We start from the raw sequence: 16,268 nt of genomic DNA on the forward strand, positions 1-16,268 counted from the left end.
ATGTTCACTTTCTAACAATTCTGTGGACATTATACCATAATTTTGCATCCTAATGCCGTTTTACCTTACTAATTTTTTCATTGCTATTTTTCTTCAAATATATTATACTCCTGTTAGAACATTTGTTCTAAATGTAAATTTACGATGAATAGGTGGCAAAATGATTTATATAAACGGATTTAATATTTCTAACCATAAAATACCCAACACCAATGCTTATCCCTACAATGTATTCGAACATAAAGACTGCGGATACCTTAATTTTGATTCTATCACCATTTTATACGGGAACAATGCATCAGGTAAATCTACCCTTTTAAATGTTATGGCTAACAAATTACAAATGAAAGGTGCTGAAATTATAAGAGGCAAATTAATTTATTTTAACCGATTTATAAATGAGTGTGATTTTACGTATGCAGACAATGAATTTGGTAGAAGTATTAAAATGCTTTCCCCTCAGAGTAGATATATAAAAAGTGAAGATATCATGTATGAAGTAAAAAAAATACAACAGGATGCAGTTTTGAAGCAAGGTCATCTGTATCAAAAAACTTTAGAAGGTATGTCTGAAGAGAAACGAGAACAATACGAGAATTCTTGGGAATGCGAAAAGCGCCTTGATGAGATTCGTTTTTCTCTTGAAAAGTACTCAAATGGAGAGGCAACGCTACAGGTCTTAGAAGATAGTATCTATTCCGATTCCCTATATTTATTAGATGAACCAGAAATGTCTCTTTCTCCTCAAAACCAGGTACTTTTAGCAGAAAAAATAAATGAGTGGTCAAAATATCTCTCTTGTCAGTTTATTATTGCCACCCATTCACCATTTCTTCTTGGTACTTTAAATGCCAAGATTTACAATTTAGATACAAAAGATTTCAAAGTCTGCCATTGGAGTGAACTTGAAAATGTAAGGTTTTATTATGATTTCTTTCAAAAGAATACATCTCAATTTATTAAATAAGATCTTTAAAATCGTATTTCTATTTTTCAGTATAGGTCAAGCTCTGAATACTATATCCATATATGGAATCTGGATTCTTTACGACTTCAACTTCTGCTGTTCCATAAACAGGATTTCCTTCTGTAGCTGGATCACTTAATTCTACAGCTATGGTCGCCGACATGGTAGGATCAGTCGAACTGTTTGCCTTGCTTAAAGTAATGCCCTTCACTGTAAAATAAGTTTCAGGTACATCTAAACATGGAACTTTATAGTCACTTGTTTCACTATCAAAGGTAGTTGAAAAACCTTGCGGCAAATCGGGAACCGGCAGTTTAAAATCTGCAAAACATGAATTGAAATATTTTGCCACCATATCGAGATTCATGATAACATAATTTTCTGTTGTATTTGTGGCATCGCCCCCATAAGCTGCTATCAAACCCTGAACTATGTACCACTGAGACTCCACATTATCATTTCCTGATAGAATAACCGTGCCCATATCCTTTCTAGCAGATCTTGCTGCGGACATAAGCATTGGTTCCATCTTTTTAATTGCTTTTACTGCATCCCCGTCAAAATAATTATTTATACTTTCATCAATCTCTAAATCCTTTGAAATTGCAAGATCATAAACTGACGGTTCTGCATGGCTATTTACATTTTCTGTCTGTTCTTGTGTTTTTTCAACATTTCCATCAGAATCGCCCCCCTTGTTCCCACATGCAAGCAGGGAACACCCTAAAACAAATGTTAGTGCAACTATTAAAATCCTTTTCTTCATCAATTACCCCTTCTTTCTTTTTTTACTTAGATTTTATATAAACAGTACTGCTGGCATCACTCCATGATAACCCATAATCAAATGCTTCAAGTACTGCCCTTGCCGGCAAATAAGTTCTTCCTTCCTTCATAACAGCCTCAGTATCCATGTCTACACGTTTTCCGTTGACTGTTATAAAACTATCCCCTATAGCTACTTTAACTGTAACGTTTTTTCCTGCTGGATATTCATTTGTAGCAGGATAATTTTTAACAGCAGTAACCGTTTTAGAAGCATTATCCCATGTAATCTCTGCTCCAATAGCTTCAAGTAACTTTCTCATGGGCACCATGCTTCTATGGTTTTTATCTAAAAAAGGTACCCCTAGTCCAAGCTTTTTACTAAACTGAAAGCTCTGATTGTTTAGAACCACCGTAACATAATTCTGCAGTTCTACTCGAGTTAAGTCTTGTGCATTTTCCACAGTTTTATAAACCTCTGAAACTGCACTGTATTTTCCCAGCTCAGCATCACGCCAATCTACATCTTCGTTAACATCAAAAAACATAACACCACCAGCCTTCTTAAGAGCTATAGATGTTTTTTCTCTCAGTGTATTTAGTCCGTTGTAATAAGAGGCGTTAGGACTTGTGGCTGCATAATCTACATAAGCATTGTTAACATTCTGTTCTACCAAATGCCGGTATTGCAGCCAGCTGGGTCTTGCATAAAGAGGCATTCCCAGTACTATTTTCTCTGGTGCGACACCTCGATTAAGCCAATAGTTAATTGAAGTTGTTCCGAACCATAAAGGACTGTGCTCAGCATTATTCATGTCATACCCCATCACATTTATGAACTCAAAAGAATTCAGACATTTGTCTGTCATCAGCATTGAGACCTCAGGTCCTGCTGTAGTGGACCATGCACCATTAACTGCAGCCGTCAATTTTTTCTCTTTATTTTGTAATGCTTTAGATAATTCCACTACAAATTTTTCATAATTTCCGATTGTGGCAGCATTAGGATGCTCCCAATCGATTTCAACACCATCTAAGCTGTTTTGTACTGTGAAATTTACCACACTTTCAATAAGCTTTGCCCTTAGGCTGCTATCAGCGGCTACTTTTTCAAAAGTCCCTACAAGCGGTTTTCCCTCATAAGACCATCCGCCTAGTGCAATATACACCTTACATCCATCTGTATGTGCTTTTGAAACTACTGCTGCAAGCTGTTCTGGCTTATTAAGCGGCTTAACCGTTCCGTCCTCGTTAGGTATAAGGAATGCATACATAATATGAGTCATCTTGTTCGTCTGCAATTTTTCTACAGGTTCATTAAACAAGTCTCCTGAATAATAACCAACAATTTTAAAATCATCCGCTACATTTTTTTCTTCTGCAAAGCCTAAAACCGGTACCCCCATTACCATCATCATTACTAAAATTAGAGCGATTACTTTAGTTTTCATTAATCTGACCATTTTTTCTTTTCCCCTTTCAAGCGTACCCGTTTATAATAAATCTTGGCTCACCAGTCTCATGAAAATAAAAGACTATACTATTAGCTAAATCTTCTTGATTTATAAAATCCTTCACAATATCTGGATATTTTGATTTAAAATATTCTACTATACTTTCTCTTGAGCAACCTAGCCTATATAGTGCTGCCTCCTCCGACAGCCTTGCTCCACAAGTAGTATCATAGTAGTAAGAATTAACATAACTTTCACTTCCAGAACCTAAAGCAGAAGAATAAGTCGTAAAAACATTCAATACGGCCACTTTTCCTAAATTACTTACACTATAATTGATATTAACCCATGGGTAGGAAAATCCCGCAGTACTTGGCTCATATTTTTTATTCTGTGAATACTCAATTATATTTTGGAAATCCAATTGAATAAGCGCATTAAAATTGTCACTACCATTCACTGAAGTTTTAACTTTAGGGATTACCACATCATATTTCATAACATTGGGTTCATCTATATGATCATTTATAAGAGGCTCTACCTCCAAAGGATATTTAATTTCTTCCTTTACAAAAGGCTTATAATCAAAACCTGTACCCATTTCTATGGCTGCTACTTTTCCTTCATCCATGTAAAAGGCTATGTAATTCTGCGTATCATCTTTCCCAGTAAATCCAAAACAAGTCCAATCTTCATTTCCTTTTAATACCTTTTGTTCCTCTGCAAAACTGTTAAACCATTCTCCACCAAAAGATTTACTTGAAAAAACCAGATTATCCACACCATAAGCATTAAATAGCTCTTCTTCTGATTTGCCTACACTTATACCTCTGCTGGTTTCTACCTTGGGATCCACCGTTACCATTCTTAAAACAGGTTCATAATGTTTTTCAAAATAACAATAGGTCTCTGCGCAGATTTCTTCTGCTTTCCACAACTTCTTGCAACTTGTGAATCCGCTCATAAAATCTCCAGAATCTGCTTTGATTGCTTTAGCCTCACCAACTGGAAATTTGCCTTTATCATTTTGACCAATACTGATTTTATTACTATTTAAAGTCAACGTATATTCATCTTCAACTTTCATAGGTTTTATCTGCTCATAACGGTATTCAATATATGCATTAAAATCCAATTTTCCCTCTTTCGTTCTTGGGAGTTGTTTTTCTATAAGCCATAGGAATTCATATAACTTTTTTCCATCATCGTATGCAGATATATAGATATCACCAATTCCAGGATTTTTTACTATCCACCCCTCTTTATCACGGGTAAATTTTATTTGATCTCTTTTTTCAATTTCATCTAACTGCTGAGTATTTTTAGGTTTTAACCGAAGGTTAATCTCATAAAAATCAAAGGTGCCACCCTCACTATATGGAACCTGGTTTACAAGCTTAACTTTACTAATTTCATACTGTTCTATGTTAATGCCCATTTCTTTATACGTTGATATCAGCTTGTCTTTTACCAGTTTATCTGCTTGAGCAGAAATAATTTTCTCATTTGCTGTATTTTCAGTTGCCTTATTATCCCCACAAGCTCCCAAAATAGCGATTACTACAATAAGCAAAAAAAGTCCCAAAACTCTCTTTTTCATTAAATCCCCCTGTATCTTTTCAAATACACTTTCGTACAATACTTTTATCTATTTTATAATTATAATGTATATTTATCAACCTATTTCCCAAAATGTAACAAAAACGTAGAAAAGCAGGCCTTCGCCTGCTTAAATATGCTAAATTATACTATTTAATATATTCGATAAAATCGGCAATTCAAAAGGAACAAAGAAAGTCAAGATAACACCAGTTATCAATGCTACTAATCCCAATTCTGCTCCTACAAATTTTGTTACCGGTACCAGCATAGTATCCATGTTTCCTGCTGCCCCGCCTGCAATTGGACTCCCCTTGCTGATCTTAATTAAAATCGGCAGAAGTATGACTGTGAAAAATTCACGCATTACATTTACCATAAAACCATACGTTCCTACCTCGATTCCATAAGTCTGCGTCATGTATGCACCTGTTATACTATAATAGCTCATTCCTCCTGCAGAAAGTATGGATATGTGTAAAGGCAGCCCCAGTATAAGCCCTGCTAACGCTCCTCCTATTACGCTTCCTGCAAATATAGCCAATGATATGTACACAACTTTAAATCCAAGAATTTTTATGTATCCAAATACTTTTCTATTGGTTCCAAGACTAATACCTACACCTGTGTATAAAAGAATCAGCGAACCATATAAGCTATAGTCTAAATAGGTTGAAAAACTCTCTTGTAATAAAAAATATCCAATAATGACGCCAGCTATAATGCTGACTGGCATAATCCAAACCAGCGGAGAAGTTTTCTTTTCCTCTTCCTGGCTGATATCCACTTCTTTATTAACGTCTATTTTTTCAATATAAAGTTTTTCCTGCAATGCTGAAAGTGGCAGCAAGGTTTTTTCTACAAGGACTACAAATATAATACTAAATAGAATAGCACTTAACGATATCACTACACAATTTAGTCCAATCACTGGTAAATTCAGCATAACCGAATCATTAATCCCTATGTTCATGCCAATGGTAAGCATTAACACAATTAATGCAATATTAATAATCCAGTCTACAGCTTGTAAAACCCTTCCCGGCAGCTGTTTTATACTAACCAGCAATCCCGCTCCTAAACAAATAAATGGCATTAAAGTCATAAAAACACTCTCCTTAAAATTTTTTTGTTTCCGTTCATTCTTTATATATAACGTTCAATTTCTTTAATCAGACTTTTCATGGATTGAATTCTTATCCCCTGACCGCAACCACAAACATCCGACTGAAAATCATCAATCGCTTTATTCAGAAGAATCAGCTTGTTTTTTAATATAATTTCATCTTCATCCCCTTCAATGTCTCCGTAGAAAACCTGCATAAATGATTGATTATCCATTGCCTTCTGTAAAAGTTCATTTCTCTTGCACTTTACATCCATAATGTCATCCATTACTTATTTTCCTCCTTAAAAAACTAAAGTCTATTTCCATAATAAATATACTAAGGGCCATCAGGAAAGCTCCAAAATATGCTCTTACCGTCAGTATGTCGCCAGCAAAATAATATGCAACAAAACCAGCTATAACAGGCTCTAGTGAAAATATTACACCTACATGTGATGCGCTGGTGTATTGCTGTGCCAAAGTTTGAATAAGAAAGGCCAGCCCTGTACAGAAGATTGCTAGGAATAGAGTTGAAATCCATACTTTTGGAGTATAAGGCAAATGTGGATTCTCTGTAATAAGAGAAAAAAACAAACTAATGACACCTGTAGTGCCTAACTGTAACACACCAATTTGGAATGCATTAGTATTCTCATGGGATAAGGCTTTCTCGGTTGTTACTAGATGAACCGCATAAACAATACCACAAATCAAACAAAAGATATCTCCTTTGAGATTTTCACGATTTAGTGTAAAACCATCATTAAGAGTAAGCAATGCTATTCCTATCAAACTCATAATTGCAACAAAGAAAACCTTTTTGTCTGGTGATTTTTTGTTTACAATGCCTGATAATATTGGCGTTACAATTACTGTCAGCTGACAAAGAAAACCGCTATTTGATAAAGTAGTATTTTTTACCCCTATATTCATGCATGCATACATAACCGCAAGAATACATCCCAGCAATACACTCCATTTTAGCGTTTCCTTAGAAATATTTCTAAGCTTAGGAAAAGTAAATATTATCGCAACAAAAAAAGCAACTAGGAACCGAACAGCATTCAAATTGAATGGAGCCAGAGATTGTGTACTGATATCTGTCAGTAGAAATGAAAACCCCCATGATAAAACTACAATCGACAGCATAAAATCTGCTTTCAGTTGCTTACTCATTATATCCCCTTCCTAAATGATGTTGCATTATATTTACTATTAGTATATTATCAAGATATAAATAAGTAAAACGAATCTTTTTAATGTATGTCATAAGAATTCCTAATGTGAGGTAAATAAAATGGGTTATACAAAATATAAGGCTTTTCTTAAGGTGGTTGAATTAAACAGTTTTACAAAGGCTGGCAAATGCCTGGGATATACTCAGTCTGCCATAAGCCAGATGTTAAATAGTTTGGAAGAAGAACTTAACACCACTCTTTTATTTAGAAATAAATCAGGGATTAAAATAACAAATGAAGGCATTGAATTATTACCTTTTATTAAGGAGGTATGTGATAGCTATGACATTTTAAATGAAAGGGCGGTCTCTATTAATAGTATTGATCGAGGTATCATAAAAATTGGACTAATTAATTCCGTTGCATATACATGGATTTCTGATATCATGTCAGAGTTTAGGGAGAAATACCCCAATGTAAAATATGAATTAACTACTGGAAATAGCAAAGAAATTCAAAATATGGTAAAAAGCCAAGATATAGATTTTGGCATTGCTTACTCTCCTGTTATTTCAGAATTAATGGGTGTCAAACTGATGGATGAAGAGCTTTGCTTAATCGGTGCTAAACGTGATGGGGCAAATCAAAAGTTTACTATTGACCAATTGGCACCATTAAATTTTATCTGGTCAAAAGGAAATGAAGAATTCTGTCTTTTAGAAGAAATGCTTATAAAAAAGGGACTAAACTTAAAGAAAGTTTTAGAGGCTCCGGATCTTTTGGCTTCTGTCACATTAGCGGAAAAGGATTTAGGCCTAGTAGTGGTAAATAAAACTTTGGCAGAAAAATTCCAGTATAACATTGATGTTATTGAACTGGAATTAGATTCCACTAGAGAAGTTTCCATAATTCTCAATGATTTAAACCGAATTTCAAGAACAGGTAAATGCTTTCTTGACTTATTAGTAGAGAAGTATTGCGAATAAGTCAAAAATGAAACGAATACATAGGAGGTGGCCGTTATTAAAAAGATATTGATTATTGAAGATGATATTTCATTAAGCAATGGCATATCGCTTGCACTGAAAGACAGTGAAATTACTTTTGTGCAAGTAAAAAGTTTATGTTCCGCGAAGCAAAATGTCGAATCTGTCCATTTTGATTTAATTATTCTGGACATCAATCTGCCTGATGGAAACGGGCTAGATTTTCTCAAAGAGCTTCGAAAATCATCCGCTGTTCCGGTTATTATTTTAACTGCCAATGATATGGAAACAGACGTGGTTACAGGTTTGGAATTTGGAGCTGATGATTATATTACAAAGCCATTCAGCTTAATGATTCTACGGGCAAGAGTAAACGCCCGTTTAAGGAACGTCCATTCCACCGCTTCAGATATGATAAAATTTGACGGTTTTTTGTTCTCTTTTAACAAAATGGAGTTTCTTAAATACGACATTCCTATAGAGCTCAGTAAAACAGAACAAAAGCTGCTTCGTATTTTAATTGAGAACCGAGGGAATACGGTTACTCGAGCCCAGCTAATTGACTTAATCTGGACTGATGGTGCTGAGTATGTGGATGAAAATGCACTTTCGGTTACCATCAAGCGATTACGTGACAAACTGGAGGACACTCCATCCTCTCCCCAATATATCAAAACCGTATACGGTATTGGCTACACATGGGTGGTAAAATGATGAACAAGTTAGATTTGATTTGTGTTATTGTGGCTGTTGTCGCAATTGGCGCTACAACGATAACAATTCTTCTATATCAAAGAAAAATGCACCATCTAATGAATAATCTACATATCATGCTGGACAGTGCTATAAAGGGTGATTTCAGTGAGCGCGTTTTTGACGAGTCCACATTATCTGCTTTGGAAACAAAAATGTCGCAATATTTGTCATGCTGCATCGTGTCCTCTAAAAACCTGACGGAAGAAAAGAATAAAATAAAAAGTCTGATTTCTGATATATCACATCAAACCAAAACGCCCATTGCCAACATTTTGCTTTATTCACAACTTTTAAATGAGGTTGAACTTCCTGAAAACTGCTCAGTCTGCGTGAACGCCTTATCCTATCAAGCAGAAAAGTTAAATTTTTTGATTGGAGCGCTTGTGAAAATTTCGCGTTTAGAAACGGGTATCATCACCGTCAATCCAAAAAAGCAATCGGTTCAAAAACTGTTTTGTGCTGCCATAGCTGAAATAAAACCAAAATTAGAGGCCAAAGAAATCTCTCTTCAAGTGGAACAAACAGATATCACTGCATACCTTGATATAAAATGGACAACTGAGGCACTATACAATATCCTTGATAATGCAGTAAAGTATTCTCCTGTCAAAAGCATGATAAGAATTAAAGCTTTGCCCTATGAGTTGTTTTGTCGTATTGATATTTCAGATGAAGGAATTGGCATTGCAGAAGAAGAACAGAGCAAAATATTCTCACGTTTTTATCGTTCCCCAACAGTCAGCCATGAGGAAGGTGTTGGAGTTGGTCTGTTTTTAGCCCGAGAAATTATTTTTTCTGCTGGAGGTTACATTAAAGTATCCTCAAAGCCTGGTCAAGGCTCTACTTTTTCAATTTTTCTGCCAACGGAAAAAAGGTAAATCTTTCAAAACTGTTAGATTTAAGAAAGAATGTGGAAAGATTGTGTTGCTATACTGTCTGTATCATGGAAAACTATGATACAGATTTTTGTTTTGGAGGAAATTTTAATGATCATACTTAATACAAAAGATTTAAGAAAACAATATGGCAGCTTTGAAACGGCTGTTCACGCACTAGATGGTGTGAACCTGTCAATAGAAAATGGAGAATTTCTAGCCATCGTAGGTACCTCAGGCAGTGGCAAATCAACTTTACTGCACATGCTTGGCGGCCTTGACCGCCCTACCAGTGGAAGTGTTACTGTTGATGGCAAAGAGATTTTTTCTCTAAAAGACGAGGAACTGACAATTTTTCGGCGCCGTAAAATTGGATTTATATTTCAAAATTACAACCTTGTTCCAGTACTCAATGTGTATGAAAACATTGTACTGCCCATCCAATTGGACGGTAATGAGCCTGACGAAAATTATCTAACACAAATTATCGATACACTAGGGCTTAACAGCAAACTTCAGAACTTACCAAACAACCTTTCCGGAGGTCAACAGCAACGTGTTGCCATTGCAAGAGCATTGGCCTCAAAGCCTGCGATTATTCTTGCTGATGAGCCTACAGGCAATTTGGATAGTAAAACCAGCCAGGATGTAATGGGACTTCTAAAAGTGACTAGCGACAAATTTAAACAAACTATTGTTATGATTACACACAATGAGGAAATTGCACAACTTGCAGATCGTATCATACGAATTGAAGATGGTAAAATTGTAGGTGGTGAGCGTTCATGATGCATGTAAAAAATAAAAAAGCTATCCGTAATCTAGCCCATAAAAGCTTTCGCGCCAACAAAATACGAAATGTAATCGCAGTGATGGCTATTGCTCTGACTGCTCTACTATTTACAAGCGTTTTAACAATGGCATTTGGAGCTTTGGAAAGTATGCAGCGGGCCAGTATGGTTATGTCTGGCGGAGATGGTCACGCTACGATTAAATATGTTACGGATAAAGAGTATAATACCATCAGTAAACATCCTCTTATCAAGGAAATGGCATACTGCCGAATACTTTGTGATGATGTTGACAATGAAGCTCTCATTAAGAGATATACAGAATTTTGGTATTACGATGATATTGGACTAAAATATGGATTTGCCGAACCTACGGGCGGACACAAACCACAAACCGAAAATGAGGTGATTGCAGATACCAAGACATTGGAATTAATGAACGTCCCCTTGGAAGTCGGTACGCCTCTGACTTTAGAGCTTACGGTACATGGTAAGGCAATTAAACGTGATTTCGTATTGTCCGGCTGGTGGGAAAGTGATCCTGGCTTCAATGTAGGACAAATCTTTTCTTCTCGTGCTTATATGGATGCCCATCAAGACGAACTGCAAAATACCTATTATGAGGACTATTCTCTTACAGGGGCTATTTCTGGTTACATGAAGTTTGAAAACAGCATAAACATAGCGCAGAAATTAGAAACCGTCTTATCAGAAAGTGGCTATTCTATGGAAGGGAACTCGCCAAACTATATTGCAACCGGTATTAATTGGGCGTATATGTCCACGGGCTTTAATCTTGATGCTGCCACTGTAACCTCGCTTGCATGTGCATTGCTACTGTTTGTTTTTACAGGCTATTTAATCATATATAACATCTTTCAAATCTCCGTTTTACGGGATATACGTTTTTATGGTCTTTTAAAAACGATTGGAACAACCGGTCGACAGCTTCGTACTATTATCCGAAGGCAGGCTCTGATCTTATCATTGATGGGTATACCGCTTGGCTTGCTGTCTGGATTCTTTGTGGGAAAGAAGTTAGTACCCATATTAATGGTTCAAACTGCCTACGCTGGCAGCGCCGTATCGGTGTCACCTAACCCGCTCATTTTTGTAGGAGCTGCTGTTTTTGCGCTAATTACTGTGTTCATCAGTACTTACAAGCCAGGAAGGATAGCGGCAAAAGTGTCTGCCGTTGAAGCAGTGGGTTATGTCGATAGCAATCCAGTCTGTGGAAAAAAGCTTAAAAAATCCCAAAATGGTGCTGAACCAAAACGTATGGCTCTTACAAATTTAGGTCGTAATAAAAAGCGTACTGTGCTAGTAATCCTTAGTTTAAGCCTTAGCATCGTCCTTACCAACACGGTGTTCACTATATCACAAAGTGTAGACGTGAATAAAGCCCTTGAAAAATTCAGTGATTCAGACTTTTTAATTGGCCATGCCGATTTATTTAACAACAAATACAACGGCAAAGACAGTGCATTAAGCGAAGACTTCATTGCTGCCGTCAACCAGCAAGAGGGTTTTGAAATCGGAGGACGTCTATATGGCAGCTGGGGCAGTTATACAAGTAAAACTTCTAAACAGACAATGAACAAGAACCCTGACGGTTCGTTTTCCACAGCTCTATATGGTCTTGACGGTTTTCCATTTTCCTGCCTGCACCTTGTAGACGGTGAGCTTGATAAACAAAAACTTGCTACAGGTAATTATATTCTTGAAGGCGTAATGACAGACGACAACGGCAATGTTAAAATGGATAGCTTCAACCACAAGGTTGGCGCTGTAATCTCATTGACCTGCAACGATCAAGTGCGAGAAATGACGGTTCTTGGTCATGTTATTGCAAACTCAAATACGAATACTGATGGGAGCTGGATGGGTTCAATCTTCTTCCTGCCAGGTTCTATATATAAAGAATTAACTGGCAACAGCTTCGTCATGAGTTATACTTTTAATGTATCGGATGATAAAGAGGCACTTACTGAAACCTTTTTAAAACAGTATACTGACAGAATTGAACCAACCATGAATTATGAGTCTAAGTTCACTGCACTGGCAGGCTTAGAGGGCATACAAGATACAGCAGTTTTAATTGGCGGCTCTTTATCCCTGATTATTGGATTCATAGGCATCTTAAATTTTATAAATGCCATTTTGACCAGCATCCTGATTCGACGAAAAGAATTTGCTATGCTGCAAAGTATCGGTATGACTCGGAGCCAGCTTGTGAAAATGCTATGCTTTGAAGGCGGTTATTATGCGGCTTTCACTATGGCAATATCCGTTTTACTAAGTATCGGCTGCTCCATGCTGATTGTACGTCCTATGTGCGGGCAGGTCTGGTTTTTTAATTATCACTTTGTTTTCTGGCCTCTGGTGATTATTTTACCACTGTTGTTTGCTTTGGGAATCCTGGTTCCTTTTGTTGTTTACCATACAACAGATAGACAAAGTATCGTAGAACGATTACGAGAAGCATAAGAAAATAAAATTAAAAAAAGCATACATAAAATGCCTACTGTATGATTAACAGTAGGCATTTTTGTTCTCATAGAATTTCATTTACAGTTTTCTTATTGTCAACTGCCACTTTCCTAATTGTAAGCTATGTTGTTCTACATTAGAACCCTTGAAATTCTCAACTGATTTTATTTGTATAATCCTATCCCTGACAATTGAATTATTTCTATATACAGATAGTATCAGGCCCATCAACCCCATGTTTACAATTAAGCTTATATCTCCCGGAGAAATGAGGGGTAATGGATGGGAATGCCAACCACATATACCTAAATTTGCAAACAAGAAAATTATACACTGGGATACTATAGTCATAGCCACTCCTAAAGCTACAATATATCCCAGCTGGCTGCTCTGCTTATTCACTATTTTATATAGTCTGATTAACAGAAACACTACCAAAGCAATCACCATTACCGCAGTAAACCATCCAAATTTATGAATCATATAGGTCAAACAATAGTCATTCTGCCAAGATGGAAGCACTCCTTCTATACCTCTTCCATTAACAACATCAAAATTTTCTTGAGTTATAAAAGAAGGCAAATCCCCCCTCCCCAATAACTTTGAATTAGAAAGAAATTCTCTTATCATCTTCAGCACATATGAGTACCCATATTCATCTCCTTCTGTGCTAAACATACACTTAAATCGTCTAAAACACAAAATAAAAGGTGCCATTATTACAAATAGTACAGGTCCCCATACTAAACCCAAGGCATATTTTTTTCGGACCTGAAACCAATCTTTTTTTATACCTGCCGTGAGGATAACCGCACCACTTATGGAAAACATCCATACTGACACAATCGATGGACCCCACTCAAATACTATACAACTAATTACTCCTACTGCACCACAGTATACCAATCCTAGATACCCTTTTCCACGCTGACTGTACACAAATCCTGCATAAAGTGGTATCAACAATACTGCACAATAAAACACATGGATATAAACATAATTTAGTTGAGGTGCAAAATTGAACAATAATAGGGTTACTGCTAAAGCCGCCCCATAAAGGACTTTCGGGTATTTTCCAATCAGGCTGTAATCTGCAAAATACATCCCAATCATTGCTACCATCCCAAAGGGCAGAACTTTTAAATAAGAATAAAAATATCCTATAGCCGGTGCCCCATCCTCCCCATTATTTAAGGAAATGAAATACCGTAATGCTACACTTACCAATATACACAAAAAAACTAATATAAAAACACCCCAGTCCGGCTTTGGTCTGTGAGTTCTGTCTAGCTGCTGCCCTACAGCAACTGCATCACCCATTTGCAATATAGCATTTTTTTCTGCCTCTTCTTCCTTTTGACCTCTTCTGACAAAAGCCTCTTTCTGGTCTTCTATATGATTTAGCAATTCCTCTGAGATACTACTGTGTGCCTTTTTCCAACGAATCTGCTCACAAACTTTTGTGATAAATTCACCAACAGCTTTATCAGTGATGTCATTTTGGCTCTTATATTCCTGCATAGTTGTCACCACCAGTACTTTTTTTCTTCTTTAATATTAATCCAAGCCATAATTTTTTTGATTTTATATCCTGTTTATCACTTACTATGGATTTGTTTCGAAATGCTGATAAAAACAATCCCATTAAATACATATTGACAATAAAACTCTTTTCTTCATATGTAATGAATGGCAATGGTCCTGCTACAGCTGTCATAACGCCAAGATTACTTGATATATAAAATGCCGATTGAATAAAGAGTTCTATAGTAACAGAAAGGCATACAATAAATCCTAATTCACTTGTTTGTCTTAAGGTAATAACAAGCATTCTAATAAGTAAAAATGCTAGAATTGCAATTAAAATAGCTGCACAAACATAGCCGAATTTATATGCTATATAAACCAATGAATAATCAGAACCCCAGCAAGGTAATATTTTTTCAATGGTCGCCGGACTTAAGGAATTAGGAAAGGCTGGCATTCCTTCTCCCCATAGTTTTAGATTTTGTATATACTGCTTAAGCACCATTATAACATAAAAATCTGGGCTTTCTTGTTGATGAATCAAACTACTGATTGGTAAAATGATTCCCCTTCCTCTTAGGCTGATATGTGCCTGTATTGCTAAAAGAGTATACATTAATACGGATAAAGCTGGAACATATACCAATAGGAATGCTTTCCATTTCTTTACTGAAAACCAGCCTTTACTGATGGCAGTTGAAAGGATAATAAGACCAGATAGGGCAAATAGGAAACACGCCATATATCCCCCGCCATAAGCAAAAACTCCAAGGGTTAAAACGGCTATAATCCCTGATTTAATAATTCCGCCATACCCGCTATTCCGATAATTGTACACAATAGCTGCATACATGGGGCACAAAAGCATAGCTGTACAAATGATATGTCCATACGTTCCAAATCTGGCTGTAGAATTAATTATAATACCACCAGAAGCAGCTAAAATACTAAAATAAAAAAATATTGGGCTTCTTATGATTAAAGTAAAATCTGTAAAATATACAAATAAAAAAGCAGCTAGCCCAAATGGAACAGAAACTAAATAATCTTTAAATGCAGAATTATAGTTTTCACCATTCATCCCCGAATAATAGCTGATAATAAATTGAACAACAGCCCCTAGTATAAGACAAATACAAAGCATTACTATAGTTCCCCATTCAGGCTTTGGTCTGTGGGTTCGATCAAGCTGCTGTCCTACTGTAACCGCATCGCCCATCTCTAATACCGCATTTCTTTCTGCCTCTTGTTCCTTTTGCCCTTTTTTGATGTAAGCTTCTTTCTGGTCTTCTATATGATTCAGCAGTTCTTGAGAAATCACTTTATGTGCTCTGCCCCAACGAATCTGCTCACATACTTTTTTCACATATTCACCGGCTTTACCAAAGTTTTGTTCTTCGTTACACTGTGGCATAAGAAACACCCCCCAGTACATCTTTTACTGCTGTGGCATAAACCGTCCATTCTTCCTTCTTTTCCTGAAATAGTTTCTTACCCTTCTCTGTAATCTTGTAATACTTCCTAGTGCGCCCCTCTTCAGATAAACCTTCGTAAGCGGTAATCATCCCCTGTTGCTCTAAAGCGTGTAATATGGGATATAAAGTTCCAGCCTTTAGTGTAAACACATTATTAGACTTTCTCTCTAGTTCCTCTATCATTTGATATCCATACATATCCTGATTTTCAAGCAGCTTTAGCACAAGCATGGTAGTGCTGCCACTCGTTAAGCTTTTATCTACTTTCATCTATATAATCCCCCTTTTGTCCAAACC

General features: G+C 36.4%; 15 protein-coding genes. 6 read left to right on the top strand and 9 right to left on the bottom strand.

What is annotated here, in order from left to right:
- Positions 1 to 160 precede the first annotated feature (160 nt).
- Entirely contained in the window at positions 161 to 967 is an 807-nt protein-coding gene (locus tag RTW14_RS17575) for an AAA family ATPase (protein WP_312653902.1), read from the top strand.
- Between the two features lie 19 nt (positions 968 to 986).
- Here RTW14_RS17575 and RTW14_RS17580 read toward each other — a convergent pair whose 3' ends face one another.
- The 6 genes from RTW14_RS17580 to RTW14_RS17605 all read right to left on the bottom strand — a co-directional run bounded on the left by RTW14_RS17580 (position 987) and on the right by RTW14_RS17605 (position 7,069).
- Complete coding sequence (locus RTW14_RS17580; protein ID WP_312653904.1) at positions 987 to 1,733, bottom strand: hypothetical protein; 747 nt, start codon at positions 1,731 to 1,733, stop codon at positions 987 to 989.
- Between the two features lie 22 nt (positions 1,734 to 1,755).
- Entirely contained in the window at positions 1,756 to 3,195 is a 1,440-nt protein-coding gene (locus RTW14_RS17585) for a glycosyl hydrolase family 18 protein (protein ID WP_312653906.1), read from the bottom strand.
- A gap of 16 nt (positions 3,196 to 3,211) precedes the next feature.
- Positions 3,212 to 4,786: a hypothetical protein gene (locus tag RTW14_RS17590; protein ID WP_312653908.1), complete on the bottom strand. Its 1,575-nt coding sequence runs from the start codon at positions 4,784 to 4,786 to the stop codon at positions 3,212 to 3,214.
- A 138-nt stretch (positions 4,787 to 4,924) separates the two neighbouring features.
- Positions 4,925 to 5,890 (bottom strand): lysine exporter LysO family protein, encoded by a 966-nt coding sequence (locus RTW14_RS17595; protein ID WP_312653910.1) that lies wholly within the window; start codon positions 5,888 to 5,890, stop codon positions 4,925 to 4,927.
- 41 nt (positions 5,891 to 5,931) lie between these two features.
- Entirely contained in the window at positions 5,932 to 6,180 is a 249-nt protein-coding gene (locus tag RTW14_RS17600) for a hypothetical protein (protein ID WP_312653912.1), read from the bottom strand.
- Positions 6,173 to 7,069, bottom strand: a complete 897-nt coding sequence (locus RTW14_RS17605; protein ID WP_312653914.1) for a DMT family transporter — start codon at positions 7,067 to 7,069, stop codon at positions 6,173 to 6,175. The genes RTW14_RS17600 and RTW14_RS17605 overlap by 8 nt, the downstream gene beginning before the upstream one ends.
- Positions 7,070 to 7,190: 121 nt before the next feature.
- On the opposite strand from RTW14_RS17605, the gene RTW14_RS17610 reads away from it, so the two are divergent.
- The 5 genes from RTW14_RS17610 to RTW14_RS17630 all read left to right on the top strand — a co-directional run bounded on the left by RTW14_RS17610 (position 7,191) and on the right by RTW14_RS17630 (position 12,966).
- Positions 7,191 to 8,057 carry a LysR family transcriptional regulator gene (locus RTW14_RS17610; RefSeq protein WP_312653916.1) on the top strand — a complete coding sequence of 289 codons (867 nt, stop codon included), beginning with the start codon at positions 7,191 to 7,193 and terminating at the stop codon, positions 8,055 to 8,057.
- Positions 8,058 to 8,084: 27 nt separating this feature from the next.
- On the top strand, positions 8,085 to 8,771 hold the full coding sequence (locus RTW14_RS17615; protein ID WP_312653919.1) for a response regulator transcription factor: 687 nt from the start codon (positions 8,085 to 8,087) through the stop codon (positions 8,769 to 8,771).
- Positions 8,771 to 9,691, top strand: coding sequence for a sensor histidine kinase (locus RTW14_RS17620; RefSeq protein WP_312653921.1), 921 nt, complete (start codon positions 8,771 to 8,773; stop codon positions 9,689 to 9,691). The genes RTW14_RS17615 and RTW14_RS17620 overlap by 1 nt, the downstream gene beginning before the upstream one ends.
- Positions 9,692 to 9,799: 108 nt before the next feature.
- Positions 9,800 to 10,477 (top strand): ABC transporter ATP-binding protein, encoded by a 678-nt coding sequence (locus RTW14_RS17625; protein ID WP_312653923.1) that lies wholly within the window; start codon positions 9,800 to 9,802, stop codon positions 10,475 to 10,477.
- Complete coding sequence (locus tag RTW14_RS17630; protein ID WP_312653925.1) at positions 10,474 to 12,966, top strand: ABC transporter permease; 2,493 nt, start codon at positions 10,474 to 10,476, stop codon at positions 12,964 to 12,966. Before RTW14_RS17625 ends, RTW14_RS17630 begins: the two co-directional genes overlap by 4 nt.
- 81 nt (positions 12,967 to 13,047) lie before the next feature.
- Here RTW14_RS17630 and RTW14_RS17635 read toward each other — a convergent pair whose 3' ends face one another.
- Genes RTW14_RS17635 through RTW14_RS17645 form a run of 3 tightly spaced genes read right to left on the bottom strand, consistent with a single transcriptional unit; the run spans position 13,048 to position 16,241 of the window.
- Positions 13,048 to 14,490, bottom strand: coding sequence for a permease prefix domain 1-containing protein (locus RTW14_RS17635; protein WP_312653927.1), 1,443 nt, complete (start codon positions 14,488 to 14,490; stop codon positions 13,048 to 13,050).
- Positions 14,477 to 15,910: a permease prefix domain 1-containing protein gene (locus RTW14_RS17640; RefSeq protein WP_312653929.1), complete on the bottom strand. Its 1,434-nt coding sequence runs from the start codon at positions 15,908 to 15,910 to the stop codon at positions 14,477 to 14,479. The genes RTW14_RS17635 and RTW14_RS17640 overlap by 14 nt, the downstream gene beginning before the upstream one ends.
- Positions 15,897 to 16,241, bottom strand: coding sequence for a PadR family transcriptional regulator (locus RTW14_RS17645; RefSeq protein WP_312653931.1), 345 nt, complete (start codon positions 16,239 to 16,241; stop codon positions 15,897 to 15,899). The genes RTW14_RS17640 and RTW14_RS17645 overlap by 14 nt, the downstream gene beginning before the upstream one ends.
- Between the last annotated feature and the right edge of the window lie 27 nt (positions 16,242 to 16,268).

The sequence above is a fragment of the Aminipila sp. genome, assembly GCF_032051575.1.
In the GTDB taxonomy this organism is placed as follows: domain Bacteria; phylum Bacillota; class Clostridia; order Peptostreptococcales; family Anaerovoracaceae; genus Aminipila.

Bases quoted from the DNA above. Each gene is read 5' to 3' on its own strand.
- RTW14_RS17610 (WP_312653916.1), top strand. From the start codon at position 7,191: ATGGGTTATACAAAATATAAGGCTTTTCTTAAGGTGGTTGAATTAAAC.
- RTW14_RS17640 (WP_312653929.1), bottom strand. From the start codon at position 15,910: ATGCCACAGTGTAACGAAGAACAAAACTTTGGTAAAGCCGGTGAATAT.
- RTW14_RS17620 (WP_312653921.1), top strand. From the start codon at position 8,771: ATGAACAAGTTAGATTTGATTTGTGTTATTGTGGCTGTTGTCGCAATT.
- RTW14_RS17625 (WP_312653923.1), top strand. From the start codon at position 9,800: ATGATCATACTTAATACAAAAGATTTAAGAAAACAATATGGCAGCTTT.
- RTW14_RS17605 (WP_312653914.1), bottom strand. From the start codon at position 7,069: ATGAGTAAGCAACTGAAAGCAGATTTTATGCTGTCGATTGTAGTTTTA.
- RTW14_RS17575 (WP_312653902.1), top strand. From the start codon at position 161: ATGATTTATATAAACGGATTTAATATTTCTAACCATAAAATACCCAAC.
- RTW14_RS17580 (WP_312653904.1), bottom strand. From the start codon at position 1,733: ATGAAGAAAAGGATTTTAATAGTTGCACTAACATTTGTTTTAGGGTGT.
- RTW14_RS17590 (WP_312653908.1), bottom strand. From the start codon at position 4,786: ATGAAAAAGAGAGTTTTGGGACTTTTTTTGCTTATTGTAGTAATCGCT.
- RTW14_RS17595 (WP_312653910.1), bottom strand. From the start codon at position 5,890: ATGACTTTAATGCCATTTATTTGTTTAGGAGCGGGATTGCTGGTTAGT.
- RTW14_RS17645 (WP_312653931.1), bottom strand. From the start codon at position 16,241: ATGAAAGTAGATAAAAGCTTAACGAGTGGCAGCACTACCATGCTTGTG.
- RTW14_RS17635 (WP_312653927.1), bottom strand. From the start codon at position 14,490: ATGCAGGAATATAAGAGCCAAAATGACATCACTGATAAAGCTGTTGGT.
- RTW14_RS17630 (WP_312653925.1), top strand. From the start codon at position 10,474: ATGATGCATGTAAAAAATAAAAAAGCTATCCGTAATCTAGCCCATAAA.
- RTW14_RS17585 (WP_312653906.1), bottom strand. From the start codon at position 3,195: ATGGTCAGATTAATGAAAACTAAAGTAATCGCTCTAATTTTAGTAATG.
- RTW14_RS17600 (WP_312653912.1), bottom strand. From the start codon at position 6,180: ATGGATGACATTATGGATGTAAAGTGCAAGAGAAATGAACTTTTACAG.